Source organism: Bradyrhizobium sp. I71 (assembly GCF_022354745.1).
In the GTDB taxonomy this organism is placed as follows: domain Bacteria; phylum Pseudomonadota; class Alphaproteobacteria; order Rhizobiales; family Xanthobacteraceae; genus Bradyrhizobium; species Bradyrhizobium liaoningense.
This window is the reverse complement of sequence record NZ_CP059398.1, coordinates 5,037,098-5,061,482: the sequence shown is the minus strand read 5'-3', so window position 1 is coordinate 5,061,482 and position 24,385 is coordinate 5,037,098. Positions and strand designations below refer to the sequence as shown.

The following is a 24,385-nucleotide window of genomic DNA, read 5'->3' as shown; positions in this document are numbered from 1 at the left end:
CCTGTTTCAACCTACGTCCATTTCGCACCATCCTTTCCGCCTCTGATTCGCCGAGCCATTTCAATGTTGTGGACCAATCTCAGAAATCAGGTCCGGCAGACCCCACTCCCGAAGTGGAAGCCGCTCATCCCGCTATTCGAAGCGGTCATGAACTCGTTTCAGGCCATCCGGGACGTAAAGCGGTCGAACAAGGACGGCTTCATCAAGATCACCATCGAGCGGGACGCTGTCCTCCTGGACGAGGAGTTTGCCCCAATCCGGTCCTTCACCATCACGGACAACGGCATCGGCTTGAACGACGAGAACTTCGACTCGTTCAATACGGCGTTCTCAGACCACAAGCTCGCCCGCGGCGGCAAGGGCCTTGGCCGGTTCACATGGCTCAAGGCGTTCGACAAGGTCGAGATAGACAGCACCTTCAAGGAAAAGGGAGAAGAAGCCCAGCGCCGGACGTTTACATTCGACGAAGACTACGAGATGGACAAAGAGGGCCTACCCCAAGCAACGCCCGGCCGCGGCACCGGGACCACGATAGGGCTCATAGGCTACCGCGAGCCGTACAAAGGCACATGTCCGCGGACAACTGACCAAATTATCCAGAAGCTCATTGAGCACTTTCTGCTCATCTTCTTGGAAGACGACTGCCCGCGCGTGAGCGTCACGGACCAAGGCCTTGTCCATTCGGTTAATGAGGTGTTCGACAAGGAGTTTCGCGCGACCGCTGCCGCGCATGAGTTTCACATCAAAGGCATGCCTTTCACGCTGCACGGCTTCCGGCTCACGACCCCGAGGCTATCGCGGCACAAGCTCGTCTATTCAGCCAATCAGCGTGGCGTGGTCAGTGACAAGCTCGAAGCATTCGTTCCAAACCTCAATACCCGGCTCATCGACCGTGACGGCAATTCGTTCGTCTACCTCGGCATCGTGCAGAGTCCATACCTGACCCAACACGTAAACCCAGCCCGTACGGATTTCGATTTTGCCTCTGGTGATGACGGCGAGGTGGACCAAGCCTCGCTCTTCGATGACGAGATAAAGCGCTCAGAGATACGTGACGAGTCTCTGAAGCACATCGAGGCAGACCTTCGTGAAGCCATCCAGAGCATCAACGAGGTCAAGGAAGAGAAGCTGCGCAACTACGTGAAGTCAGACGCGCCGCAGTACAAAATCCTTATGAAGTACACGCCCGAATTCATCGACAAGATATCTCCGAACGCCACAAAGCCCGACATGGAAACGGCGCTTCACCGCGAGCTGTACCAGCGTGAAGTAAAGATGAAGGCCGAAGGGTCGCGGATCATCAAAGAAGCCGAAAAGGTCGACGATTACGAGGCCTACCATCGACGGCTCTCCGCATTCATGGAAGAATACAACGAGCTGGGAACCTCGGCGCTCGCCCAGTACATCATGCACCGCCGCATTATTCTTGAGTTCCTTGAGCGCGCCATTTCATTGGGTGACGGCGACAAGAAGTACCCTCTTGAAAAGGTGGTGCATCAGCTCGTCTTCCCGATGCGCTCCACCTCAGAGGAAATTCCCTACCACGAGCAGAATCTTTGGATGATCGACGAGCGGCTCACCTATCACACGTTCCTCGCTTCCGATAAGCAGCTCCGCTCACTTGAAAACCCCGAGAGCGACTCGCAAAAGCGCCCCGACCTTTTCATTTATGACCAAAAGCTTGTTTACGGTGAAGGCGATCACCCCATCAATTCCATTACGATATTGGAATTCAAACGCCCCGAACGCGATGACTATTCCCAGGACGACAACCCCGTCATTCAGTCGCTTGAACTTGTCGACTCTATCCGCTCCGGCGAGTTCAAAGACTCGAAAGGCCGCCGCATTTCTGTGGCAAATGAGAAGATCCCTGCATTCTGCTACGTCATCTCAGACATTACGCCAACACTGAAGCGCGTTCTGAAAACAATCGACGCAACACCGACGCCCGACAATCAGGGGTACTACGGCTTCCATAAGACCTATGCCGCTTACTATGAGGTCATTGATTACAATAAACTGCTCGGCGACGCGAAGAAGCGGAACCGTATCTTCTTCGACAAGCTCAACGTGCTGCAGACCAACAACTGAGGCGTAACTTCTTGATACGGTGAAAAGGTACCGTAGCCTGCTCCCATGCAATGGGAGTTCTATGCGGCAATCTCGATTGAAAATTCACGCCATCGCTTTCTCTTGTAACCCGCAGGGGTCCTGACGTTCGTCACGCTTGTTTTTTCGTCAGAGCAGAAAGCCAAGTAATGCACTGCCTTTTGACATCCTCATGCGCCTACGGAGCCGAAGTATGCTGTCCGATGTTAGTTTTGATATCCCGGTCGTATCGGTTGAGCGCGCCTCGCCGGCGGGGCCGGAAACACAAAAGCCGCTCTCTTACGAGACGGCCCGAGTGATGATGCCTGGTAAGGCGCGGAATGCCCCGATGGAAACACCCTGCGCCTTATCCTTACCTTCCATCATGAGCACATAATGCCGTAGAAAAATGGGCGGGAGAGCGCAGTGGTGGGAAGAAGTCGAAATCGGCCTGTAAAACATCATTATGTTCCGCAGTGCTACTTGCGCCAATTCGCCAACAAGAAGGGCAAGGTTTTTCAGGTCTCGGTGTTCGACCGGGACGAACAGCGCTCCTTCAAGAACAACGTCAAAGACGTGGCGTGCCAAAACTACTTCAACCGGATTCACCTCGACGGCATGGACCCCAACACGCTCGAAAGCGCGATGTCTGAGTTTGAGAGCGGTCTCGCCGAAGCGCTGGTCCGTATCAATGAAGCGCGCAATCTCGAGAACGAAGACGACAAGTCCCATCTGATCACGCTCATTGGACTTGCGGCGCTGCGGAACCCCGACATGCGCAAGAACATTCGAGGCATTGCTGACGGCCTCGGCCGCATGCATATCGCCGCTCGCCTGCAGAGCCAAGCAACGTACGACGCGAGCGTTGCCGAAGCCAAAGCCGAGGGCGCGTTACCTGACGAGTATGATGTCACCTATGAGGAAATGGGAGCGGCGCTCGAAGATGGCGACTTCAAGATCGAACTCGACAACAACGCGCTCATAAGTCTCGAATTTCAGTTGCTTGACCATACGATACCGCTCCTGCATAAGCGAGGCTGGCATCTGTTGCGCGCACCCGAGGGTTCAGGCGGATTCATCACTTCTGACCGGCCGTTCTACCTCATGTGGGAAGATCCGTCCATGCGCGAAGGCCCGCTTGCGCCCGGCCTTGCTATGATGGGCACGGACATCTATTTCCCGATCTCTCCTTCCCTCGCCGTCGTCGGCGCGTTCAATGTCGGCAACACGATCGAGGATGCAAGCGAGGAGACTGTGGCGGTCTGTAACAGCACAATGCCCGACGGGGCCGACCGTCAAGTTTACTCTCCCGACCACAAATTCAAATACGCGCGCACGCGCGAAGAAGAGCCGCGCACCGGCAACCAGCTCATCTCCGATAAGCGGTTCTTGCGGAAGCGTTGGTGTGGATAACCCCTAATGGCGGTCGCGCAGCACACCAGCTAGGCAAGGCCCACACGTTCACAATCCGAAGAGGCAAGCGCCGCAGGCAGGAAAGGTGGACGCACGAGCAAAGGGGCGCGACCGTCTAACCTCAGTCATCCTTCGACATCAGATTGCTGCAGTATCCGCAGAGAGAACTTGAGTCATCTGACACATTGTTTGGAGTGAGCGGCTCACCGCACCTGTCGCAGTTTTCAAGAGAGAGAAAGCAATTGGTGCACTGATTTTCTTCCTCCCAGATTACATAGGTCTTGGTCGTACACTCCGGACACATACCGAGAGGGTCTTCGCCACCGTCTTTCACCGCAAAATGGCTCTCGTACTCGAAATGAGCTTCGAGAGCCGTTTCCATCAACGTGATGGCGTCAATCTTCTCGCCGCATTGTCTGCACTGTGCATCAGCAAAACCAGACTCATTGCGAGTTTGGTCGAGTCGGTAAACCAAATGCGAGCCACACTTGGGACAAGGGCGAGCGGCTTGCAACAAGCTTTCAGACTTCCAATCGACGCCGTCGAATGTCTCAGTGCACTGCTTGAGTTCCCGGTCATACAATTCCTTGGCGCCGAGCATGACGGCCCAGCTATCGCCGAGATGTTCGTTGGGTTGCTCTTTCAGCGAATTGAAGAGGTCGACCACGACGGGGAACGCGCGGGCAATCGCCTCACGAACCTTCTTGCTCGAAGCGTTGCTGTAGTAGTGCTCCATGTCATTGCGAATGCTGTTCAGGTCGCTGAGCTTCGAGCGGTCGATGCTCAACCCGAACGCCTTGAACCGCTCGCCAAGCTCATTGAAATCGACCGTCTTGTTATTCGCCTCGAAGGTCACGCCGCCGTTGCCGTCGGGGACCGGCACGAACTTGGTGCCGAGCACGTCCTTGACGGCGGCTTTCGGTGCCGCGCGCACGAGAACTTCCTTCGCGAGCAGCAACGTGCCGGCGTAGAAATTGCGAACGGCCGAAAGCGCCCGCTTCGGGTCGTTGTGCTCGTAATCCTCGATCCCGAGCTGGATAGACTGGATGGCGTTATCGAACAGGGTATTCATGGCCTAGGGGCCTCTTACGTATTCGGGAACTCATATTGCAAACAATGGGCGCGGCTACGGGACTTGAACCCGTATCTCCCTGTCTCTAGGTTGGTGTTGCGAAGACCCCTAGATCGAAAACAGGCGCTCTATCCTTTGAGCTAAACCGCGTTAGGCCGATGCCGCCTCCAGCTTCTTGCGCTTGAGGCGGGCCTGCTCGGCGGCCTTGGTGAACTCCGGCTCGATCGACTTGAGCTTGGTCACCAGCCCGTCGAGCGAGAAGGCGTTGCTGGTCTGTTGCTTCTTGCCGAGGTATCGGGCAACGCGCTTCAGGTATCCCTTCTTCTCAAGCTGCGTCAGAACCCGTTGGACCTGCCGGGGGCTTTTGCCTATGCGGGTGGCAATGGTCTCTTTTGCCAAGAACGGGTAATCGTCAGCGTCCCACCAGTGCATGAGAAGCTGCGCTGTGATATTGAACTGCAGCGGCGACAGCTTCAGCTTGGCCTGCGCGCGCAACAGCAGGTTCGGCAGTGGCGTATAGCCGAGCTTCATGACTTTCGGCGACCACTTGTCTTCGGCCCGCATTTTCTTCTTCTTCGGCTGAAGAGGAAGGGCGACGACATTGTTGGGCGGCGTCCCGGTGTCTGTTTGCTGTTTCATAGGCAACGATATGCTCCGTCTGAAATCGATCAACAAGTGGCGCAAACCGCGCGGGGGGAGACAAATCTGACCTCCCCCTACAATGTACTTGGCGTGCTGGATCACGAAGTACCAAAGTTGCGGTGTACTATTTCCCAGGACACCCGCGGCTCCCGGCACCGAGACAGATATGTCTCTGGTAGGGAGACGGAAGTGTCTCCCTAAAAATTTCAATCAGCCTACAGGCCCGCTACTTCTTCCACGTGATGATGACGTCCTGGTGGGGCAAGCCGTCCTCCCACGAGAGCTGGATGCGGTGTCTGGTCCCGTCCATGTCGAAGACAAAGGCGGCGGGCCTGTAGAGCGCCTTGTCGAGGCCCGTGCCGGTCACGTTATGGTCGGCAGCGAGAAGCGCGAACTCCAATCCCTGCAGGTCCAGCGTGATACCCATGATCTCGTCGCCGCCAGTCTTCACCACGGGCGCAATCTGGAGTTACGGTGACAGTGCACTCAATGGTCAGCCACTTTCACCGGGCCTGCGAACAACCGCGCACCAGCACTGAAAGTCCAGCGATATCCCCGATCGCCCTCAAACCAACTCCAACCTCAACGACCGCCCGACCATCTTCGCTGCCCGCTGCAGCGTGGCCAGTGTGACGTTGCCGTCCTTCGGGTCGAGCAGGCGGCCGATCTGGCTGCGCGAGGTCTTCATGCGCTGGGCCAGATTGTTGCGGGAGATGTTGTTCTCCTTCATCGCCTGCTCGATCTGCCACGCCAGGACTTCCTTGACGGCAATGGCTTCGAACTCGTCGCGCTTGCCTTCTTCGCCGAGGAAGTCATCGAGCGTGGTGAGCTTGGCGGTGGAACGAACGGCCTTCTTCTTCCTCGCCGCGGTCTTCTTGCCGGCCATCTTGGCCTCCTTCATTTCTCGAACTCACGGTTTCTGCGGCGCGCAAGGGCAGCTCGTCCGGCGGGGTCCTCTGCGTCTTCTTGATGAACCCGTGCAGGACCAGAATGCGGCCCTGCTGCGCGCTGAACAGGACGCGGGCGATCCGGCCGCTGGGCAGCGAGTGCGCACTTCCCACAAGCCATCGCCCAGCGCGCGGCACAGCGGCATTCCCACCGGCCAGCGGTATTGAACGCGCATGAGGTCCAGACCCCCCCCCCTCACCCCACCACCCGCCACAGCCTCCACCTCTCCGGCACGCCCTTGAGCCGGTGCACGCCGTGATCCCTCAGGTTGATCGTGGACTGCGCCGTCATCAGCTCCTTCACCGCGCTCGACACCAGCACCTCGCCCGCGCGCGCCTTTGCGGCGACGCGGGTGCCGATGTGGAAGGCGAGGCCGACCATTTCGCCACCGCTGATGGTGTATTCGCCGGCGTGCAGGCCGACCCGAATCTCGAGGCCGAGCGTGCGCATGGCCTTCTGGATCGCGGTCGCGCAGGCGATGCCGGCGGCGGGCTTTTTGAACGTCGCGAGCACGCCGTCGCCGGTGGTCACGACCTCCTTGCCGCCGCACGTCTTCAGTTCTTTTCGGACCGCGGCGTAGTAATGGCCCATCACCTTGGTCCAGCGCACATCGCCGAGCTTGGCGGCTTTCGCGGTGGAGCCGACGATGTCGACGATCAGGATGGTGGCGAGCGCCTGCTTGAGCTCGGCGCTGCGTGCGGCCGAGGGGCGCCGGTTCGCGATGGGTCCGGTCAGCGGCTCATAGCGATGATTGCGGCGCCGCGCGATTGCGGCTTTCGTGTAGTCCTGCGCGCGCTGCGCGGTGCCGCAACGAACCGTCTTCTCCTGCGGCAGACGCGACCAATAGACCTTGCGCCCGGCACCGGCGCCATGCACCTCCACGGCGCCCCACTTCAGGAAGACCGCCGAGCCAACGCGCCTGACACACCACGCCTTCGACGTGTACCCGGAGACGTTCGACTGATGGACACCGATGCGAAGGAATTTCGGCATGAATGTGCGGCCAAAGACCGTTCGGGCGTAGCTTGTCGCAAAACCTAGTCGCACAACCCGGTGTTGGCAACCTGACTCCCGTCCCGCCGCCCGCCCTGCGGAGCAATCGCATGTGGAAGCGACGTCCCTATGGCCATCCTTCGAGACGCCCGCAATTGGCGGGCCCTCAGGATGAGGACGGAGTGCGCGGCAGCAGTTTCAGCGGGCACCGATGCCGCTCGGCCTCCCCCTGAGGAGATGCCATTGCGATTGCCCTGCACTGCGCCCCCAGGCTGGCAGCCTAGATTCCTCTGCCGCCGCCCTGTTTGCCGATCGTGCAGCGCCACCCGGCCAGACGTTCGGCCGGATGCTGCGCCATCCATTCGGCGAGCTGCGGCGCGCCGATCAGGCATGACTGCATCGTGACGTCGGCGAAGTCCGAGGTCGTGACGATCTGTTCATGACAGTCGGTCGGAGACGAGAGGCTGCAGAGCACGGCAATGATCCTGATCATCTCACACGAGCTCCTTCGACCAATCGTATTCGGGCCTGGCCGCCGAGCGCGCCACCGGTTTGGCGGCGTCGACGCTCGAGGCCTTTTCGGCGCGGCGCTGATAGTCATCGGCGAGCAGCTTCAACCGCGTCGCGACCACCTCGTCGGTCATGCTCATCGCAGCGCGCAGCAGGCTCTGCGCCGTTTCCATGTATTGCTTGCCTCGTCGTGACATCTGCAGTGTCATGGCATCCTCGCACGGTTCTCTGGAGATATTTCGAAGGCAATCGGGACACGGCCGAACCAGTCGCGGTCATCCCGGCGGCGGGTCGCGAAACGTTCGACGCACTTCTTCGAGCAGAGAGGCTTGCGCCACGCGTAATACCTGACCAGGCCGAACCGGCCGTCGCAGACGGCGCAGCGCCCGGTTCGACCATGAGGATTTCCAGAGCAGGTTGGCATTGACGTCTCCTCTCGTTGTCGCCTGATGTCGCCGATCACCTCTTCTGTTGCACCGGGGCTTGCCTCGCCTTCCGATGAAGCGGGCGGCATTCGTCGTCCAAGCCGCCAACGAAGCCAATCTACGAGTCCTGCGCGGCGATCTCTTTCACCAAGGCGCCCTCAATTGCGCATCTGCACGACGCGCGGCCCGGCACATGGCGGGCCGGCTAGCGCCGGTCTGCCGGGCGCGGCGTCGATCGACTGGAGGCGCAGCGAAAAGCGTTGTGCTATCCTCCCGCGGGGGCGGCAGGAGAGAGAAACCATGGCAACGAGTGTCAAGCAAATGCTGGAAGCTGCGAACGCGGCGGTCCCGAAGATCACCTCCGACCAGGCGGCCGAGATGATCAAGAACGGCGACACGCTGGTGGTCGACGTTCGCGATGCGCCGGAAGTCGCCGCCAGCGGCAAGATCGCGGGCGCCGTGCATGTCTCGCGCGGGATGCTGGAATTTCGCGCCGACCCGGAATCGCCCTATCACGACAAGGCGTTCGACAAGACCAAGACCGTCATCCTCTATTGCGCGTCCGGCGGCAGATCGGCGCTGGCCGGGAAGGTGCTGAAGGATATGGGCTACGAGAAGGTCTACAACGTCGGCGGCTTCAAGGATTGGTCCGGGGCAGTCGAGAAATAGGCGGAACCGGCAGCGCGGTTCCCTGCCCGGGCTGTCACGGCAAGGGGCGCATTGGCGGCGCGCCTTGCGGGACCTGCGGCGGGCGCGGGACCGTCGTCCGGGCCATTGGCGGTACATGACCTTGCCGCGTCGATCGGGACTTCATCTTCGTGGCAACGATTGGCCGTCACGCGTGTTGTCCTGACCTGGAACACAGCGAGGCGCGCCATGGGCAAGGATAACGAACTGAAGCCCGACGACTTCCCGATCGAAGCCGACAAGGACAAGTTGAAGACCCACAAGGGCGAGCCCGTCGCCGACGCCGAATCGGAGCAGATTGCGAATGAGATCGCCGACCGGCTGAACGAGCACGCGCACCGGGAAGAGCAGGATCGCTGGTCGGCGTAGCGGCAACCGCCGCCCCGCAGGATTGGAACGACCAGGCGTTCCCGCGCATTGGCCCGCGCCGGATCCCACATGATCCGGCAATGGCGGCCCCGGCACGAACCGCCCCCGGACGGCCGGGGCCGCCTGATCGCGAGCGAAAGGAGCGAACATGAAAGCGCTTGTTCGAGCGCCCCGGCGAGATCAAAGACGGAGCGCCCCGGGGACAACGAAAGGCAAAGCCAGGGCGGCCAGATGAACGCACCGGGCGCCGGCACGATGGGAACGAACCGCAAATAGGCGCGGGCGGAGGTCGCGCCCTCACTCCGGATACGCGAACAGATCGATCGGCTCGCTGAAGCCGCGCACCGCGTGCTGGCCGACATGCTCCAGGGCGAACTCTTTCTCAACCAGCTCGGCGAAGGCGCGCGACAGCAGCACCTTCTTGCCGATCGTCTTGGTCAGCGCCTCGAGGCGGGAGGCCATGTTGACGGCCGGGCCGATCACGGTGAAGTCGAGCCGGCTGGTCGATCCGATATTGCCGTACATGACGTCGCCGACGTGGACGCCGATGCCGTAGTTCAGCGGCGCACGGCCGGTGCCGCTGTTCCGTTCGTTCAGCGCGGCCATGGCCTGCCGGGCCTCGGCGACGGCGCGAAGCAGGTTTGCGCAAGCGTCGGGCGCGCTGAGCGGGAAGATGGCGAGCAGCCCGTCGCCGATGAATTTCAGGATCTCGCCGCCGTGCCGCGCGATCGGCTCCGACATCGCGTCGAAATAGTCGTTGAGCAGGTCGATGACGTCGTCGCGCGGCCAGTTGTCGGAGATCTTGGTGAAATCGCGCAAATCGCAGATCATGATCGCGGCGCGGACCGTGGTGCCGGTGCCGCGCCTGGTGGCGCCGGCCAGGATCAGCTCGCCGGCATGGGAGCCGACATAGGTCTCCAGCAGCGTGCGGGCCAGGCGGTTCTTGATGCGGATCTCGCTGACCAGCGCCAGCACCGGCAGCAGCTTCTTGAGGCCGGCGATATGCGCGTCGTCGAACCCGCCGGGCCGGTCGGTCGCGAAGGTGACGATGTGGCGCTTACCGAGCGTATGGTAGAGCGGCCAGGCGACATAGTCGGTGAGGCCCTTGGCGCGCATCTCGTCATAGAGGGCGTGCTTGCGGCCGAGCGAGGGATCCTGCTCGAGCTTCTCGCGCAGCTCGGTGGCGCCGTCATGGATCTCGTGGGCGGCACTGCCGATATATTCGGGCCGCTCGCGAACTTCATAGTCGACCAGCGCAATCTCAGCCTCGCGGCTCCCGTCGGACCACATCATGCGGGCCCCCAGCCATTGCGGGTGATTGATCAACACGTGGAGCGTCGCCCGCTTCACGGGAATGCCGGCCTGCTGGAGGCGGATGCACATCTGCGCGAAGATGTCGTCGATGAAGCGCTCGTCGCGCGTGCCGTTGGTCAGCCAGTCGATGACGCCGTCGGCAGGCGTGGGGGCAAGGTTGTCTGGCGCGGTCATATTCTGCCCCTCGAGCTGCGGTCTGCTACCGAAGCAGATATCATGCTCCGGCCCGGCGGCGTCAACCTGGCCAGTTGCATGGATTGTGCGCAGCAGGCGACCGGTGCAGCGGTCGCCTAAGCGAGCAGCCGGATCGATCCCAGCACCGCGAGGCCCGAGACGAGCGCGAGCGTCGCCGGCTCCGTCAGCTCGACCTTCAACGTGCCCTCGTCGGGAATCGTAAAATTCTCGTCATCGAGACGGATGCGGCATTCGCCGCGCGCGGCGTAGACGAGATGGGTGCCTGCCGCGAGCGGCCGCTCGCCGGGCTCCCTGAGCGCGAGAAGATCGATCTCCGCCGCACCGCGCCGCGCCATGAGGTTCACGACCTCGACCGGACCGGCCTCGAGCTCGGTGACGATCTCGAGCTCGCCGGTGAAGCGCACGGTCGTAAAAGGTTCACGTTCGTCGAATGCCTGCGTGGGCGACTTCAGCACGAGCCCACGCCCGCCCACGACCATCTGCAAGCGGTCGATGCCGGGCATGTAGGAGAAGGGACCGGGCGCCACGATCGGCGTCGAAGCAAAGCGCCAGAGCAGGCTGTCCCAATTCTTCCGGGGCGCATCGTCCCGATGAGCGTCCGCAATGTCGGTGAAGATGCCGCCGCCATTCTTCCAGGGCGAGCGGGTATAGTTTTCGGGCTCGAGCAGCGTGGTTTTCATGTCTTTGGGTCATCCGGGAACAGCAAGAGGGCACGAGCTACTCACGTATCATGCGCCTGACGGACTGGCTTAGCCAATCGGCTGGACCGTTCTTGCTCAGCCCTGATCACCAGATCATGCGGTTCAGATTGATGACACTCGGCGCACTGCACGCTAAGATTGCACGTTTGATTTAAATGACGTCCTTCTGGCACTGCCTTTTGGGCGATCTTCCATGTTCAAAATTATCGAGAGAAGCGATCTCACCGAAATCCACTTGCGCCACGTTCCCGAAGGCCATTTTTACATGTTTCGAGTTACCATCGTCGGAGGTCGGCACCTGATCGAAACAGGAAAGATGGCTGAAAATCCACATCCGCACACCGCGGCCTATAGTTACGCGCGTCAAGCAAGGGAGTTTGAAGCCGAAATCGCAAGTCGACGTGATTATCTGTTACTTCCTCTTGAGCGTTTTGCATCACCCATCTTGGTGGAATCACCAGCTCCGGAGGATGGAGCTTCTGATATGGCAGCGCGACAGTCGCAAAGGGCTCAAGACGCACCTCCTGCCGAGGCAGCACGACCGTTGCAAACGCCTCAAGACGACAAAGCGTCATCCAAGTTCTCTTTAATCATGGGCATACTGCTATTCGTTGGGCTTCTCGCGCTGCTCCATGCCCTATCTCGCTGACGCCGTCATTTCGACGTCAATGCCGCGACGGCCCGCCAGGCGGCGTCGGGCGCAGCCGACATGAGCTGCCGGCAGCGGTCGCGCATCAAGGCGGCCGGACGATCGTGGCGGCGCTGCTTCAACACCGCTTCGAAATCGGCGAGCGCATCAGCAAACCGGCGTGCGCGATAGGCGGCGAGGCCGCGCTCGTAATCCGCGATCCAGCCGATCGCGTCACTATCATCGGCCGTCTCGCCCGCGATCCCGATCAGCTCGTGGACGGAGATCCCCTCCTCGCGTCCGTAGACCGCGATGCTGTCGACCTCGCGCGTGATGACGACGCCGCGCGCCAGACGTTCGGTCGCCGCGCCGAGCAGGATCCGCGTCCCGTAGGATTTGTTGGCGCCTTCGAGCCGGCTGGCGACGTTCACGGCATCGCCGATCACGGTGTAGTTCAGCCGCAGCTCCGAGCCGATATTGCCGACCAGCATGCGGCCGGAATTGATGCCGATGCGGATCTGGAGCGGCTGGCCGAGATCGTCGACAAGGCCCGACTGTTCGATCGCGCTCCGGCAGGCGAGCGCCGCGCGGCAGCATCGCGCGGCGTGATCGTCTTGCGGCTGCGGCGCGCCCCAGAACGCCATCACGGCATCGCCGATGAACTTGTCGATGGTCCCGCCATGGGCAACGATGATTTCCGAGGTGATGTCGAGATAGCGCGACAGCAGCGGCACCACGCGGTCGCCCATCCGCTCGGACAGCCCGGTGAAGCCGGCAATGTCGATGAACATCACGCTGAGCTCCTGGACGCTGCCGCCGGGCCTCGCCTCGACGCCCTGGCGCAACAAGCCGCGGACGAGATCCGCCGGGATGAACTTGCGGAAGGCCGACAATCCCGCCGCCATCTCGGCGATCGCGCCCGACAGGCTCGCGATTTCCCTGAGCCGCGACGGATGGCGGCGGACCTGCTCCAGCGCGAAGGCCTCGACATGGCGCAGCTCGCCGACGACGCGTGACAGCGGCGCGGCAATGACGGAGCGCGCCAGCGTCGCCGAGGCCAGCGCCGCGAGCACGGCGCCGATGGCAAGGCCAAGGATCAGGCGCCGCAGCGTCGTCTCGACCGGCCCGAGAAACTCGGCCTCGGGGATCACGGTCGCGAGCGACCAGCCGGGAAACGACAGCGGCGTCAGCGCGACTTCATAGGCGGCGCCGCCCGACATGAGCCGGCTTCGCCAGGCCTCCCTGCCGCCGGCCTCGCCCGCCTTGCCGAGCGCCAGGCGCGCGAGCGGCAGCAGCGCCGTGTCGCCGCGCGCCGGATGGAGCTCGTCGGCATCCTTGTCCGGCGCCGCGACGAGCTCGCCGCTATCGTCGACGATGAAGGCGGTCCCCGTGCGCCCGACCTCGAGCTGCGACAGGAAGCGCGCGAGCCTGGTGTATTCGATGACGACGGCCAGTACGCCTTGCCGCTCCTGATAGACGTCGATCGGCCCCGCGAAGGCGATCGACGGCCGCACGCCAGTCGCATGGTCCAGCACCCTGAACCATTGCGGATCATCCGCGGTCAGCCCGGCCTTGAACCAGGCCTGATCGGCGACGTGAAACGAGGTCGGCTCAAAGCGGCGGTTGGCGAACTCGATGTCGCCGGGCACCACCTCATATTCATCGACGCGGCGCTGGCCGGCATGGTCGGTCCGCGAGATCTCCATCATCTCCAGGCGGCGATCGCCGAGCTTGTGCGCGGCGAAGAAGGAGCCATCGGGCCAGCCGAACGCGACCCAGGAAATCGTCGCCTGCGACTGCAATTGCGAGAGAAAGACGAACTCGCGCTTGTCGGCCTCGCGAGTGTCGAGCACGTTCTGGAGGAACAGCGTGCGGATCGCCGTGTGGGCGGCGCGCGCCTCGTCGACGATGGCCGAGACCTCCTTGCGCACGGCCGCGACGATCTGCTCGTTGATGGTCGAGGCGAGCTGCCGGCTGGTCGCCTCCGCCGTGCGCCACCACAACAGGCTCGACAGCGCGGCCGTCAGCAGGATCGCGGCCAGGACCAGCGCGGAGACCGCAAGGCGGATGCTGACCGTCAGCCCTGCGATCGCGCGAAGCCGTCGTTCGGAATCGACTTTCATCGCTGCTTTCGCGCCTCGTTGCGAGTCACTGACATGTCTTACGCCGCCGGCGCTCGTTCGTTACGTCTGGCAGGAGCGAGCGCGCACAGCCAATGCCCGGCGGCTACCATCTCGATAGAAGCTGGGCATTGGCTTCGAGCCGACGCTTGCCCGCTAATCCCCGCTCGAGCGCACCGCCCGTGCGCCCGATCCAACCGGTCTCACGGATTCGTGAGCAAGCTGCCTGTAACGCAGGTGGCGAGCGGAGCGAAGGAGACCATGCGCAGTCGCCTGCCAGGCGACGCCATCTCGAACAGGAGAACTCGATGTCTGCCAAACATGCTGTCACCTCCCTCGTCCTCGCCGGTGCGATGTCGACCGCGCTCGCGACCCTTGCCGCCGCCAGCCCCCTGACCAAGGCCGAGGGCGATGCGGCCGTCGCCGCCAAGAAGGAGAAGTGCTTCGGCGTCGCACTGAAGGGCCAGAACGATTGCGCAGCGGGTCCGGGCACGACCTGCCAGGGCACCTCGACCGTCGACTTCCAGGGCAACGCCTGGAAATTCGTGCAGGGCGGCACCTGCACCAGCATCGAGCTGCCGAACGGCAAGAAGGGTTCGCTCAAGCCGGTGTAACGGCCGGCGCGACATCGCCAGGACGCACGAACGGAGCAGCACGATGAGCACGGTGACCAATTCGACCGGACCTGCGGCCGTGCCGCTCCGTTTCGGGACGCCCATCGGCGGCGTCGCCGGGACGAGCTTCAAGCCCGAGCATCTCCCGGCCATCCTCGCGGCAGGGCCTCGGCGCGGCTTCTTCGAGGTCCACGCCGAGAACTACATGGGCGCCGGCGGCCCACCGCATCGTGCGCTGGAGGCGATCCGCCGCGACCATCCGCTCTCGCTGCATGGCGTCTGCATGTCGATCGGCGGGCCCCGGCCGCTCGACAAGGCGCATCTGGCGCGCTTCCGCGGCCTGGTCGCACGCTACCAGCCGGCGCTGGTCTCCGAGCATCTCGCCTGGTCGACGCATGAGACCAGCTTCTTCAACGATCTGTTGCCCCTGCCCTATACCGAGGCGACGCTGGCTTGCGTTTGCGATCACATCGACCAGGTGCAGGAGGCGATCCGCCGCCCGCTGCTGCTGGAAAACCCCTCGACCTATGTCGCGTTTCGCGAGTCCTCGATGAGCGAGACCGACTTCATCCGCGCCATCGCCGAGCGCACCGGCTGCGGGCTGCTGCTCGACGTCAACAACGTGTTCGTATCCGCAACCAACCAGGGCTTCTCGGCGCTCGAGTATCTTGCGGAGTTTCCGCTGTCGCGAGTCGGGGAACTTCATCTCGCGGGCCATGCCGAGCAGGCCGACGACGAAGGCGACCTGCTGTTGATCGATAGCCATGACGGTCCGGTCGCGGACGCCGTCTGGAAGCTCTACGAGATCGTGATCCGGCGCCGCGGCGCGGTGCCGACGCTGATCGAGTGGGACAGCAGGATACCGGACTGGCCGGTGCTCCAGGCGGAAGCCGCCGCGGCCCAGGCAATCCTCGACCGTCATCAGTCCGCCGTGCCGGCAGGAGACCGCCATGCCGCATGACGCCGGCCTGTCCTTCGCCGCCTCGTTCGCGCCGGCGCTGCTGGATCCGGCGCGCAGCACACCCGCGGACTTGACCGGCCCGAACGGCAAGGCCGCCGGCCGGCGCTACGACGTCTACCGCAACAACGTCACGGTCAGCCTGATCGACGCGCTGGCCGCGATCTATCCGGCGGTGCAGCGCATCACCGGCGCCGACTTCTTCCGCGCCATGGCGCGTACCCATGTCCGCGGCAATCCGCCGACATCGCCGCTGCTGTTCGAATACGGCCGCGACTTCCCGGAGTTCATCGTGCGGTATGAGCATGCGCAGGCCATGCCCTGGCTCCCCGACGTCGCCCGCATCGAACGCGCCTGGCTCGATGCCTATCACGCCGCCGACGCGCTTCCGCTGTCGCCGGCCCGGTTGTCGGCGGTGACGTCCGATCGTTTGGCCGATCTGGTGTTCGTTCCGCATCCCGCCACGCGATGCCTGCGCTTTCGATATGCCGCCGTGACGATCTTTGCCGCCAACCGCGACGATGCACCGATCATGCGCATCGATGCCTCCACGCCGGAGGATGCCCTGATCACGCGACCCGAGTTCGACGTCACCGTGCGCCGCCTTCCGCCCGGCGGGGCGGTCTTCGCGGACGGCCTGATGTCGGGGCGACCGCTCGGCGAGGCCGCGGCGTCGGCGCTGGAAGCTTCAAGCGAGTTCGACATCGCCGCGAACATCGCCGGACTGATCGAAGCCGGCGCTTTCACCTCGCTCGCTTGCGGAGACCCATCATGATCACGGACCGGCACATGGCCACCGACAGCGGCCTGCCGTCGCCCGGAGTGCTCATCGACAAGGCCAATCATCTGGTGCAGACGGTTGCGACGCCCTCGCTCGTCCAGCTCGTACTGCGCGTCGCGCTGGCGGTGCCGTTCTGGCGCTCGGGCATGCTCAAATGGGACGGCTTCCTCAGGCTCAACGACACCGCCGTGACGCTGTTCAGCGACGAATTCATGCTGCATCTGCCGGGCGGGCCCTATCACTTTCCGGCACCGACGGTGATGGCCTTCCTGTCGGGTTCGGGCGAGATCATGTTCCCGATCCTGCTGGTGCTGGGACTGGGCACGCGGTTCGCGGCGCTCGGGCTATTGTTCATGACGCTGATCGTGGAGCTCACGGTGCCGGATGGCTGGCCCATCCACCTCACCTGGGCCGCCATGGCGCTGGGCATCATGGCTCACGGGCCGGGGCGCATCTCGCTCGATCATCTGATCTGTCGCGCGCGATCGCACGGGCGATAGGCACGCACAATGTCGTGCATCCACACGACGACCGTCATCCCCATCCTTCGAGGCTCACCTTGCGATGCGATGCATCGCAAGGTGAGCACCTCAGGATGACGTCAGTGCGTGCGGTTGGCCGTTTAGGCCTTCACATCCCGCTCAAGCCGCTATCGACCGCGAGGGTCTGCGCGGTGACGTAGACGCTTTCGTCCGAGAGGAAGAACAGCACGGCATAGGCGATCTCCCATGCCGTTGCCTGGCGGCCGAATGGAATGTGGCCCTTGCCGCGGTTGGGGCGCCCAGCGCCGGCCTCGCGGCCGTTGGGAGTGTCGACGAGGCCGGGATAAACGAGATTGGCGCGGATGCCGCGCCGCGATCCGAGATGGGCGATGTTGCGCATGAGGCCGCCGAGCGCGGCCTTGGAGGAATCGTACACCGCCATCTGCGAGCCGGCCTTCAGCGCGGCGATCGAGGAGATGAAGACGATGGCGCCACCATCGTCGAACTTCGGCAACGCGGCGCGGCAGCATAGCATGGGGCCGCGGACGTTGACGTCGTAGATCTTGTTCCACTCGTCCGGGCTGACCGCGTCGAGCCCGACCTTGCCGAAGGTGCCGATGTTCAGCACCATGCCGTCGAGCCCGTCCATGGCGCGGTGCGCTTCCGCGATCATGCGCTGAACGTCGGCCTCGGACGTGACGTCGGCGGCGATGGCAAAGGCTTCACCGCCCTCATCGGTGATGCGCTTGACGGTCTGCTCGGCAGAGCTGCGGTTGAGGTCGGCCACCGCGACCTTGGCACCTTCGCGTGCGCATAGAATGCTCATGGCCCGGCCGTTGCCGATCGGATCGGTGGCGGCGTCGAAGACGCGCTGGCCGCCGCCGACGATCAGGATGCGGCGCCCTGTCAGGCGCCCCCTGCCCGGCGCTTCGCCCAGCGATTCCGCGCTCGGCGGACGGACGTAACGGTCCGGCTTGCTCTCGGTCTCCGCCATCTCAGCTGCCCTGTTTCTTGCCGCCGTCATAGACCTTCATGCCGGCTGCGGGGTCGAGATCGGTTTCGGTCGCCTCGGTGAGGCGCGCCATCATCATGTAGAAGCCGAGCGCGACGATGGATTCGACGATCTCCTGGTTGCTGAAGTGCTTTCGCGCGGCAGCGAAGGTCGCTTCCGCCACGCGGACGTTCTCGACCACCTCGCGACCGAATTTCAGCAAGGCACGCTCGGCCTCGCTCAACGCGGCGGCGTCGTAATCTGCGCGCTCCACGGCATCGATCTGTCCCTGCGTGCAGCCGACGCCGAGCGCGATCGGCACGTGCTGGCGCCATTCATAGGCGCCGCCTTCGAGCTGCGCGGCCTGGAGGATCAGCAGCTCGCGGTTGACGGCCGATAGCTTCTGCTTGTGCAGGATCGAATTGCCGAGCCGCATCGCCGGGATCATGTTGGCCTCGGCGTGGGCCATCATGCGGAAGATGTTGAGCTTGACCGGCATGCGGTCGAACGAGGCGCGGATGTCGCCGCTCGTCGTCTCCGGATCAATCAGGGGCAGCCTTGCCACGCGTTTCTCCCTTGGGCTTTCGTTTCTTGTTGTCGTCGTCATGGCCTGCCGCAATCAGCGACAGGAAGAACGCGAGATAGCGGTCGATCGCCTCGATCACCTTCGCTCGCGGCGAGGGCGCCGCGCCCATCACGTAATGTTCGAGACGGATGTAGATCAACCCGGCGGCGAACAGCCGCGCGGTCTCGCGCGGATCGGGGGTGGAAACCAAACCGGCGAGCGCAAAGCCGCGGAAATAATCCGTCATCAGGCTCTGCTCGCGCGCGTAGAAATGATCGGCGAACTTGGCGCGGATGCCGGGGACGCGGTTGCGCTCGGCGGTGATCACCTTCTGAAACTGGTGCTCGCGCGGATCGGACCATTGCTCGACGAGGTCGAGCGCGAACTGCCGGCAGAACGCGGCGGGCTGCCGCGCGAGCTGCCTGTAGCGCGCCTCCTCCAGCCGGCTCGCGGAGCTGGCCGGACCGTGCTCGGCGACGATCGCCTCCAGGATCGCGGCCTTGCCGGGGAAATGATTGTAGAGGCTGCTCTCGCGGATGCCGACGCGCCGGGCGAGCTCGCGCATCGAGGCGCCGCCATAGCCGCTTTGCGCAAACAAATTGAGCGCTTCGGAAAGGATGCGCTCGCGGGTCGTGGGCGCAGCCGCTTCCGCCGCGCTGGAGGTGTGGACAGCCATGCGGCTTGACTAACGAACGATCGTTCGCTAGTCAACCGTACGAACGATCGTTCGTTTCGCAAGTCTGGCGGCAACGGTCGCGGCCCGCAAGTTCGCTTTCGGGTGCTGTCCTCGCGTTTCAACTCCGCTCCATCGAGAGGCGGAGAGCAATTTGGGAGATGACGTCATGGCGCGCCTTGCCCGCCGTCGGCTTTATGCGGCCTGCATCCTGTTGCCGCTGCTCGCAGCAAGCACCGCCCAGGCCCAAAGCGCGAAATACGATCCCGGCGCCGACGACAAGACCATCAGGATCGGCACCACCGCGCCGCTGAGCGGCCCGGTGTCGGCCTTCGCGCAGATCGCCAAATCGGCGGAGGCCTATTTCCGCAAGGTGAACGACGAGGGTGGCGTGAACGGGCGACGCATCCAGATGATCATCGCGGATGACGCCTACAGCCCGCCGAAGACGGTGGAGCAGACCCGGCGGCTGGTCGAGAGCGAGGAAGTGCTCTTGATCTTCGGCGGCGTCGGTACGCCAACCAACAGCGCCGTGCACAAATATCTCAACGAGCGCAAGGTGCCGCAGCTCTTCCTCGGCTCCGGCGCAGCCAAGTGGGATGACCCGAAGAATTTTCCGTGGACCGTCGGCTGGCAGCCGACCTATCGCGACGAGGCGATCGCCTACGCCAAGTACATCAAGGCGAGCCACGCCAATGCCAAGGTCGGCGTGCTCTACCAGAACGACGATCTCGGCAAGGACTATCTGAAGGCGCTGGAGGAAGGGCTCGGCAGCGGCGAGGCGATCGTCGCGCGGGCGGCTTACGAGACCTCGGCCCCGACCGTCGACACCCAGATCCTGCAATTGAAGACCGCGGGCGCGGATGTCGTCCTCGTCGCGGCGACGCCGAAATTCGCGGCGCAGGCGATCCGCAAGATCGGCGAGATCGGCTGGAAGCCCGTGACCATCATCTCGAACGTCTCGGCCTCGATCAGCGGCGTGCTGGAGCCGGCCGGCAAGGACAATTCCACCGGCGTCATCTCCAGCCAGTATCTGAAGGACGCGACAGACCCCGCGCTGAAGGACGATGCCGGCTACAAGGAGTGGCTGGCGTTCATGGACAAGCACATGCCGGACGCCAACAAGAGCGACTGGCTCAACGTCTACGGCTACACCATCGCGCAGACGCTGGTGACGGTGCTGAAGGCATCAGGCAATGACCTCACCCGCGCCAACGTCATGAAGCAGGCGACCACTATGAAGGACGTGCGCCTGCCGATGCTGATCAACGGGACCGCCGTGAGCAATTCGCCCGAGCGCTTCACGCCGATGACGAGCCTTCAATTGATCCGTTTTGACGGCACGCGCTGGGTGCCGTTCGGCGGTCTCCTGAAGAACTGATCATGCGGGGGTTGCGGATCGGCAGCATGCGGGTCGATCTCGTCAGCGAGATTCCTGCACTGGCGTTCGACAAGAGCTGGCTGTTCGCCAACGTCACCGACGATGTGATCGCGGAGAACCGGAGCTGGCTCGACCAGCGCTATATCGAGCCCGAGACCGGCCGCTTCATTCTCAGCCACCATTCCTACCTGGTGCGCACGCCGCGCTGGACCGCGATCGTCGACACCTGCTGCGGCAATCACAAGCATCGACCGCGCGTGCCGGCATGGAACGAGCTGAATCAACCCTATCTCGAAAACTTGCAGGCGCTGGGCGTTGTCCCCGAGCAGGTCGATTTCGTGATGTGCACGCACCTGCATGTCGATCACGTCGGCTGGAACACGCGCCTCGTGGACGGGCGCTGGGTGCCGACCTTCCCTAACGCGCGCTATCTGATGGGGCGGGCCGAGTACCACCATTTCGAGGCCGCGCACAATGCTGCGCCGAAGAGCCCGGTGAACCACGGCTCGTTCGCGGATTCCGTGCTGCCGGTGGTCGCGGCCGGCCTCGCCGAATTGGTCGAGACCGACCACCGTCTGTTCGACGATCGCGACGCGGCCCTGCGCTTCGCGCCGGCGCCCGGCCACACCGCCGGCAACATGCAGATCCTTCTCAATGGCGGTCACGAACACGCGGTGATGTCCGGCGACGTCATCCATCATCCGATCCAGTGTGCCGCGCCGTGGCTGTCGAATGCCGCCGACGTCGATCCGGCTGCGGCACTCGCAACGCGAATGGCGTTGCTGGAGGAGCTCGCCGACACGCCAAGCTACCTGCTCACCGGCCATTTCCCCGCACCGACCGCGGGACGCGTGATCCGGCACGGCGAGGCCTATCGATTTCGTTTCGAGGACTAGACCATGAAGCTGAGTTCGATCGGCGGCCCCGGAGTTCACCTCTCCCCAGCGGGGAGAGGTCGGATTGCGCAGCAATCCGGGTGAGGGGCCGCAATGCGAAGCGAGACCGTAACCCCTCACCCGGATCGCATCTTTCGATGCGACCCGACCTCTCCCTATGGGAGAGGTGATCCGAGCTCGTGGCTCGCAATCGATTCAACCAAAACCTATTCTTCTTCAGGAGATGCCACATGATGCTGCGCACGGCCACGCTTTCGTTTCTCGCATTGCTGTCGGCGACGCTGGCGTTGCGCGCCGAGGACCCTGCCGCCTACCCCACCCGCAAGATCAAGATGCTGCTGCCCTATGCGGCCGGCGGCGGCGGCGACGTGGTCGGCCGGCTGCTTGCAGACAGGATGAGCAAGACGCTCGGACAGAGCATCTATATCGAGAACCACACCGGCGCCGCCGGCACGCTTGGCACGCAGATGGTCGCGACATCTCCGAATGACGGCTACACCATCACCGTCGGCGGCATGACCACGCATGTGCTTGCCCCCGCGATCTATCCAAAGCTGCCCTACGATCCGATCAAGGATTTCACGACCATCGGCCGCGTCGGCACCTCCTCCATCATGCTGGTCGCGACCAGGAACTTTGCCGCCAATGACATCAAGGGCCTGGTCGCGCTGGCCAGGAAGGGCGAGCCGATCCAGTACGGCAGCTGGGGCGTCGGCTCGACCGGTCAATTCTGCGCGGAGATCCTGATGCAGCAGACCGGCATCAAGATGGACCACGTGCCGTTCAACGGCATCGCCAAACTTGCCGGCGATCTGCTCGGCGGCCACATCTCGCTCGCGACGCTCGACGTCGCCACGGCGACGCCGCTGGTGAAGGACGGCTCGATCAAGGCGCTCGCCGCCTGCGGCGAACGTTCGCCGAGCCTGCCGGATGTCGCCAGCTACAAGGAACAGGGCGTGGCATTCGATCGCAGCCTGTCCTGGGCGATGTATGCGCCGGCGGGGCTCGCTCCGCCGACCGCGCAGAAGCTGTCGGCAGCCCTGAAGGAGGCGCTCGGCGACGAGGTAGTGAAGCAGAAGCTTCTGGGCCTCGGCATCACCCCGCAATTCGTCCCTGGCGACGAGCAGCGCGACATCAATGCCCGCGACATCGCCGCCTGGAAGCAGGTTGCCAAGGATGCAGGCATCGAGGTCAAGTGAATAGCTGGGCTATCGCACATGAAGAAAGACTTGGCGGAGAGCTTGCTCGCGGCCATCCTTCGAGACGCCCGCCTACGGCGGGCCCTCAGGATGAGGTCGGGTTTTACAGCAAGATTGCAGACCCTCATGGTGAGGAGCCCGCCAAGGCGGGCGTCTCGAACCATGCAGGCCGCGCTTGTCCGGCAGCCTCTTGCTGCCAATGCGATAGCTCCGAAGTGAACAAGGCAGGAATGGGAGCGCGGGCATGAGCCGCATCTTCGGCGCGGTGCGCCAGAACGGATATGTGGTGCGGGACATTCACGCCGCGATGACGCACTGGATCGAGGTGATGGGCGTCGGCCCCTGGTACTACATGGACCGGGTCAAGACCGATTGGTTCCGCCATCGCGGCCAGGATTCCGCCGTCGAGATGAGCATCGCACTGGCCAATTCCGGCGATCTCCAGATCGAGTTGATCCAGCAGCGCAACGACGCGCCTTCACTTTACAAGGAGTTTTTGGACGCCGGGCACGAAGGGCTCCAGCACATGTCGTACTGGAGCCACGACTATCAGGCGCTCTACGACAGGGCGATCGGGCTCGGCTACAGGATCGGCCATGAGGGCCAGATCGGCGGCGAGAAGGGACGCTTTGCCTATTTCGACACGCAGGCCCATCCGGGCACCGTGATCGAGATTTCCGACATCAGCGGCACCAAGGGACCGTTCTTCGAGAAGGTCCGGCAGGCCGCGATGAACTGGGACGGCACGCGGCCGATCCGCGAGGTCGGCGGCGGAAAATCGTAAGGCTCGATGACCGGCTCTGCCGATGTTCGCTGAGGGCGCGCAACGCCGTGCTGAGCCGGTCTATTTCACATCCTTGCCGGCGCATCCGTGGTAAGGTCGGGCCTCACGTCCGAACCTTCAGCGAGGCAAGCATGTCCGACACTGACAAGGTTTTCGCCGGCCCCATCCCAAAGCTCTACGATGAGCATCTCGTCCCGATGATCTTCGCCGGTTACGCCGACGACATCGCAAGACGCATCGCCGCGCTCTCGCCCTCCGCGCTGCTCGAGATCGCGGCCGGCACCGGCGCCGTGACGCGCGCCGTGGCGGCGGCGTTGCCGGGCCGCGTCCGCTACGTTGCGACCGACCTCAACGAGCCGATGCTCGCGGTCGCGGCGCAGCGTCAGGCGGGCGATGACCGCATCTCCTGGCGCCAGGCGGATGCGTTGGCTCTTCCGTTCGGCGACGCCGAGTTCGACGTGGTCTGCTGCCAGTTCGGCGCCATGTTCTTTCCGGACCGCGTCAAGGGCTATTCAGAAGCAAAGCGCGTCCTGAAGCCGGGCGGCACGTTTCTCTTCAATGTCTGGGACCGCATCGAGGAGAACGTGTTCGCCGATGACGCGACGACCGCCCTGGGCAAGCTGTTTCCCGACGATCCGCCCCGCTTCATGGCGCGGACGCCGCACGGCTATTTCGACCAGGCGATCATACGGGCCGATCTCGAGCGCGCAGGTTTCGGCAACGTCTCGATCGAAACACTGGCAGCCACCAGCCGAGCACCGTCGCCCGACCTCGTGGCGTTCGCCTATTGCCAGGGTACGCCGCTGCGCGGCGAAATCGAGGCGAGAAGCGGCGGCGATCTTCAGGCCGCGACGGACGCTGTCGCCGCTGCGATCCGCGCGCACCATGGGTCCGGACCGGTCGAAGCCAAGATCCAGGCCCTGGTGATCACGGCGCGGCCATAAGCTTGCGCCGCA

General features: G+C 63.5%; 27 protein-coding genes and 1 tRNA gene. 14 read left to right on the top strand and 14 right to left on the bottom strand.

All coding sequences use genetic code 11. The features are described from left to right. The first annotated feature begins 147 nt into the window (after window positions 1-147). On the top strand, window positions 148-2,091 hold the full coding sequence (locus tag FJV43_RS24400; RefSeq protein ID WP_239621636.1) for an ATP-binding protein: 1,944 nt from the start codon (window positions 148-150) through the stop codon (window positions 2,089-2,091). Between the two features lie 480 nt (window positions 2,092-2,571). Beyond that, window positions 2,572-3,501 carry a DUF4238 domain-containing protein gene (locus FJV43_RS24395; protein WP_239621635.1) on the top strand — a complete coding sequence of 310 codons (930 nt, stop codon included), beginning with the start codon at window positions 2,572-2,574 and terminating at the stop codon, window positions 3,499-3,501. 121 nt (window positions 3,502-3,622) lie between these two features. On the opposite strand, the gene FJV43_RS24390 is transcribed toward FJV43_RS24395, so the two are convergent. From FJV43_RS24390 to FJV43_RS24355, 8 genes are all read right to left on the bottom strand, one after another. After that, window positions 3,623-4,573 carry a hypothetical protein gene (locus tag FJV43_RS24390; protein WP_239621634.1) on the bottom strand — a complete coding sequence of 317 codons (951 nt, stop codon included), beginning with the start codon at window positions 4,571-4,573 and terminating at the stop codon, window positions 3,623-3,625. A 45-nt stretch (window positions 4,574-4,618) separates the two neighbouring features. Beyond that, window positions 4,619-4,723, bottom strand: a tRNA-OTHER gene (locus FJV43_RS24385). Next, entirely contained in the window at window positions 4,724-5,212 is a 489-nt protein-coding gene (locus FJV43_RS24380; RefSeq protein ID WP_239629582.1) for a helix-turn-helix domain-containing protein, read from the bottom strand. It abuts the tRNA gene before it with no gap. 229 nt (window positions 5,213-5,441) lie between these two features. After that, window positions 5,442-5,669: a hypothetical protein gene (locus tag FJV43_RS24375; protein ID WP_239621633.1), complete on the bottom strand. Its 228-nt coding sequence runs from the start codon at window positions 5,667-5,669 to the stop codon at window positions 5,442-5,444. 111 nt (window positions 5,670-5,780) lie between these two features. After that, entirely contained in the window at window positions 5,781-6,116 is a 336-nt protein-coding gene (locus FJV43_RS24370; protein WP_239621632.1) for a helix-turn-helix domain-containing protein, read from the bottom strand. A 242-nt stretch (window positions 6,117-6,358) separates the two neighbouring features. Next, on the bottom strand, window positions 6,359-7,156 hold the full coding sequence (locus tag FJV43_RS24365; RefSeq protein WP_239621631.1) for an adenylate/guanylate cyclase domain-containing protein: 798 nt from the start codon (window positions 7,154-7,156) through the stop codon (window positions 6,359-6,361). A gap of 280 nt (window positions 7,157-7,436) precedes the next feature. Next, window positions 7,437-7,649 carry a hypothetical protein gene (locus tag FJV43_RS24360; RefSeq protein WP_197967483.1) on the bottom strand — a complete coding sequence of 71 codons (213 nt, stop codon included), beginning with the start codon at window positions 7,647-7,649 and terminating at the stop codon, window positions 7,437-7,439. Window position 7,650: 1 nt separating this feature from the next. Then, window positions 7,651-7,875, bottom strand: coding sequence for a hypothetical protein (locus tag FJV43_RS24355; protein ID WP_239621630.1), 225 nt, complete (start codon window positions 7,873-7,875; stop codon window positions 7,651-7,653). Window positions 7,876-8,391: 516 nt separating this feature from the next. On the opposite strand from FJV43_RS24355, the gene FJV43_RS24350 reads away from it, so the two are divergent. Beyond that, window positions 8,392-8,760 (top strand): rhodanese-like domain-containing protein, encoded by a 369-nt coding sequence (locus tag FJV43_RS24350; protein WP_239621629.1) that lies wholly within the window; start codon window positions 8,392-8,394, stop codon window positions 8,758-8,760. Between the two features lie 207 nt (window positions 8,761-8,967). After that, window positions 8,968-9,147, top strand: a complete 180-nt coding sequence (locus FJV43_RS24345; RefSeq protein ID WP_239621628.1) for a hypothetical protein — start codon at window positions 8,968-8,970, stop codon at window positions 9,145-9,147. Between the two features lie 297 nt (window positions 9,148-9,444). On the opposite strand, the gene FJV43_RS24340 is transcribed toward FJV43_RS24345, so the two are convergent. Together FJV43_RS24340 and FJV43_RS24335 are read right to left on the bottom strand one after the other, a co-directional pair. Further along, window positions 9,445-10,635 (bottom strand): adenylate/guanylate cyclase domain-containing protein, encoded by a 1,191-nt coding sequence (locus FJV43_RS24340; RefSeq protein WP_239621627.1) that lies wholly within the window; start codon window positions 10,633-10,635, stop codon window positions 9,445-9,447. Between the two features lie 116 nt (window positions 10,636-10,751). After that, the gene (locus tag FJV43_RS24335; RefSeq protein WP_239621626.1) at window positions 10,752-11,336 is read right to left on the bottom strand and encodes a HutD family protein; all 585 of its coding nucleotides are present in this window, start codon (window positions 11,334-11,336) and stop codon (window positions 10,752-10,754) included. 214 nt (window positions 11,337-11,550) lie between these two features. Between FJV43_RS24335 and FJV43_RS24330 the strand changes: the two genes are divergently transcribed. Continuing rightward, window positions 11,551-12,006 (top strand): hypothetical protein, encoded by a 456-nt coding sequence (locus FJV43_RS24330; RefSeq protein ID WP_239621625.1) that lies wholly within the window; start codon window positions 11,551-11,553, stop codon window positions 12,004-12,006. Window positions 12,007-12,011: 5 nt separating this feature from the next. On the opposite strand, the gene FJV43_RS24325 is transcribed toward FJV43_RS24330, so the two are convergent. Next, a complete protein-coding gene (locus tag FJV43_RS24325; protein WP_239621624.1) occupies window positions 12,012-14,108 on the bottom strand; it encodes an adenylate/guanylate cyclase domain-containing protein in 2,097 nt (698 codons plus the stop codon). Window positions 14,109-14,413: 305 nt separating this feature from the next. On the opposite strand from FJV43_RS24325, the gene FJV43_RS24320 reads away from it, so the two are divergent. Genes FJV43_RS24320 through FJV43_RS24305 form a run of 4 tightly spaced genes read left to right on the top strand, consistent with a single transcriptional unit; the run spans window position 14,414 to window position 16,958 of the window. Further along, window positions 14,414-14,719 (top strand): DUF2282 domain-containing protein, encoded by a 306-nt coding sequence (locus tag FJV43_RS24320; RefSeq protein WP_239621623.1) that lies wholly within the window; start codon window positions 14,414-14,416, stop codon window positions 14,717-14,719. A 43-nt stretch (window positions 14,720-14,762) separates the two neighbouring features. Then, on the top strand, window positions 14,763-15,680 hold the full coding sequence (locus FJV43_RS24315; protein ID WP_239621622.1) for a DUF692 domain-containing protein: 918 nt from the start codon (window positions 14,763-14,765) through the stop codon (window positions 15,678-15,680). Beyond that, window positions 15,670-16,452 carry a DNA-binding domain-containing protein gene (locus FJV43_RS24310; RefSeq protein ID WP_239621621.1) on the top strand — a complete coding sequence of 261 codons (783 nt, stop codon included), beginning with the start codon at window positions 15,670-15,672 and terminating at the stop codon, window positions 16,450-16,452. Before FJV43_RS24315 ends, FJV43_RS24310 begins: the two co-directional genes overlap by 11 nt. Continuing rightward, window positions 16,449-16,958 carry a DoxX family protein gene (locus tag FJV43_RS24305; protein WP_239621620.1) on the top strand — a complete coding sequence of 170 codons (510 nt, stop codon included), beginning with the start codon at window positions 16,449-16,451 and terminating at the stop codon, window positions 16,956-16,958. The genes FJV43_RS24310 and FJV43_RS24305 overlap by 4 nt, the downstream gene beginning before the upstream one ends. A gap of 130 nt (window positions 16,959-17,088) precedes the next feature. On the opposite strand, the gene FJV43_RS24300 is transcribed toward FJV43_RS24305, so the two are convergent. The 3 genes from FJV43_RS24300 to FJV43_RS24290 are packed head-to-tail and all read right to left on the bottom strand — an operon-like array spanning window position 17,089 to window position 19,172. Next, window positions 17,089-17,934 (bottom strand): SDR family oxidoreductase, encoded by an 846-nt coding sequence (locus FJV43_RS24300; RefSeq protein ID WP_239621619.1) that lies wholly within the window; start codon window positions 17,932-17,934, stop codon window positions 17,089-17,091. Window position 17,935: 1 nt separating this feature from the next. After that, a complete protein-coding gene (locus FJV43_RS24295) occupies window positions 17,936-18,496 on the bottom strand; it encodes a carboxymuconolactone decarboxylase family protein (protein WP_239621618.1) in 561 nt (186 codons plus the stop codon). Further along, window positions 18,474-19,172, bottom strand: coding sequence for a TetR/AcrR family transcriptional regulator (locus tag FJV43_RS24290; RefSeq protein WP_239621617.1), 699 nt, complete (start codon window positions 19,170-19,172; stop codon window positions 18,474-18,476). The genes FJV43_RS24295 and FJV43_RS24290 overlap by 23 nt, the downstream gene beginning before the upstream one ends. A gap of 166 nt (window positions 19,173-19,338) precedes the next feature. On the opposite strand from FJV43_RS24290, the gene FJV43_RS24285 reads away from it, so the two are divergent. The 5 genes from FJV43_RS24285 (at window position 19,339) to FJV43_RS24265 (ending at window position 24,373) form a co-directional block, all read left to right on the top strand. Beyond that, complete coding sequence (locus FJV43_RS24285; RefSeq protein ID WP_239621616.1) at window positions 19,339-20,550, top strand: ABC transporter substrate-binding protein; 1,212 nt, start codon at window positions 19,339-19,341, stop codon at window positions 20,548-20,550. 2 nt (window positions 20,551-20,552) lie between these two features. Then, on the top strand, window positions 20,553-21,446 hold the full coding sequence (locus FJV43_RS24280) for an MBL fold metallo-hydrolase (protein ID WP_239621615.1): 894 nt from the start codon (window positions 20,553-20,555) through the stop codon (window positions 21,444-21,446). A 230-nt stretch (window positions 21,447-21,676) separates the two neighbouring features. Further along, window positions 21,677-22,645 (top strand): tripartite tricarboxylate transporter substrate binding protein, encoded by a 969-nt coding sequence (locus FJV43_RS24275; RefSeq protein ID WP_239621614.1) that lies wholly within the window; start codon window positions 21,677-21,679, stop codon window positions 22,643-22,645. A gap of 244 nt (window positions 22,646-22,889) precedes the next feature. Then, entirely contained in the window at window positions 22,890-23,429 is a 540-nt protein-coding gene (locus FJV43_RS24270) for a VOC family protein (RefSeq protein WP_239621613.1), read from the top strand. 131 nt (window positions 23,430-23,560) lie between these two features. Then, a complete protein-coding gene (locus FJV43_RS24265; RefSeq protein ID WP_239621612.1) occupies window positions 23,561-24,373 on the top strand; it encodes a methyltransferase domain-containing protein in 813 nt (270 codons plus the stop codon). Window positions 24,374-24,385 lie beyond the last annotated feature (12 nt).

Coding starts and splice junctions, on each gene's coding strand:
- FJV43_RS24400 (WP_239621636.1), top strand. CDS start 148: ATGAACTCGTTTCAGGCCATCCGGGACGTAAAGCGGTCGAACAAGGAC.
- FJV43_RS24390 (WP_239621634.1), bottom strand. CDS start 4,573: ATGAATACCCTGTTCGATAACGCCATCCAGTCTATCCAGCTCGGGATC.
- FJV43_RS24380 (WP_239629582.1), bottom strand. CDS start 5,212: ATGAAACAGCAAACAGACACCGGGACGCCGCCCAACAATGTCGTCGCC.
- FJV43_RS24370 (WP_239621632.1), bottom strand. CDS start 6,116: ATGAAGGAGGCCAAGATGGCCGGCAAGAAGACCGCGGCGAGGAAGAAG.
- FJV43_RS24365 (WP_239621631.1), bottom strand. CDS start 7,156: ATGCCGAAATTCCTTCGCATCGGTGTCCATCAGTCGAACGTCTCCGGG.
- FJV43_RS24360 (WP_197967483.1), bottom strand. CDS start 7,649: ATGATCAGGATCATTGCCGTGCTCTGCAGCCTCTCGTCTCCGACCGAC.
- FJV43_RS24355 (WP_239621630.1), bottom strand. CDS start 7,875: ATGACACTGCAGATGTCACGACGAGGCAAGCAATACATGGAAACGGCG.
- FJV43_RS24350 (WP_239621629.1), top strand. CDS start 8,392: ATGGCAACGAGTGTCAAGCAAATGCTGGAAGCTGCGAACGCGGCGGTC.
- FJV43_RS24345 (WP_239621628.1), top strand. CDS start 8,968: ATGGGCAAGGATAACGAACTGAAGCCCGACGACTTCCCGATCGAAGCC.
- FJV43_RS24340 (WP_239621627.1), bottom strand. CDS start 10,635: ATGACCGCGCCAGACAACCTTGCCCCCACGCCTGCCGACGGCGTCATC.
- FJV43_RS24335 (WP_239621626.1), bottom strand. CDS start 11,336: ATGAAAACCACGCTGCTCGAGCCCGAAAACTATACCCGCTCGCCCTGG.
- FJV43_RS24330 (WP_239621625.1), top strand. CDS start 11,551: ATGTTCAAAATTATCGAGAGAAGCGATCTCACCGAAATCCACTTGCGC.
- FJV43_RS24325 (WP_239621624.1), bottom strand. CDS start 14,108: ATGAAAGTCGATTCCGAACGACGGCTTCGCGCGATCGCAGGGCTGACG.
- FJV43_RS24320 (WP_239621623.1), top strand. CDS start 14,414: ATGTCTGCCAAACATGCTGTCACCTCCCTCGTCCTCGCCGGTGCGATG.
- FJV43_RS24315 (WP_239621622.1), top strand. CDS start 14,763: ATGAGCACGGTGACCAATTCGACCGGACCTGCGGCCGTGCCGCTCCGT.
- FJV43_RS24310 (WP_239621621.1), top strand. CDS start 15,670: ATGCCGCATGACGCCGGCCTGTCCTTCGCCGCCTCGTTCGCGCCGGCG.
- FJV43_RS24305 (WP_239621620.1), top strand. CDS start 16,449: ATGATCACGGACCGGCACATGGCCACCGACAGCGGCCTGCCGTCGCCC.
- FJV43_RS24300 (WP_239621619.1), bottom strand. CDS start 17,934: ATGGCGGAGACCGAGAGCAAGCCGGACCGTTACGTCCGTCCGCCGAGC.
- FJV43_RS24290 (WP_239621617.1), bottom strand. CDS start 19,172: ATGGCTGTCCACACCTCCAGCGCGGCGGAAGCGGCTGCGCCCACGACC.
- FJV43_RS24285 (WP_239621616.1), top strand. CDS start 19,339: ATGGCGCGCCTTGCCCGCCGTCGGCTTTATGCGGCCTGCATCCTGTTG.
- FJV43_RS24280 (WP_239621615.1), top strand. CDS start 20,553: ATGCGGGGGTTGCGGATCGGCAGCATGCGGGTCGATCTCGTCAGCGAG.
- FJV43_RS24275 (WP_239621614.1), top strand. CDS start 21,677: ATGATGCTGCGCACGGCCACGCTTTCGTTTCTCGCATTGCTGTCGGCG.
- FJV43_RS24270 (WP_239621613.1), top strand. CDS start 22,890: ATGAGCCGCATCTTCGGCGCGGTGCGCCAGAACGGATATGTGGTGCGG.
- FJV43_RS24265 (WP_239621612.1), top strand. CDS start 23,561: ATGTCCGACACTGACAAGGTTTTCGCCGGCCCCATCCCAAAGCTCTAC.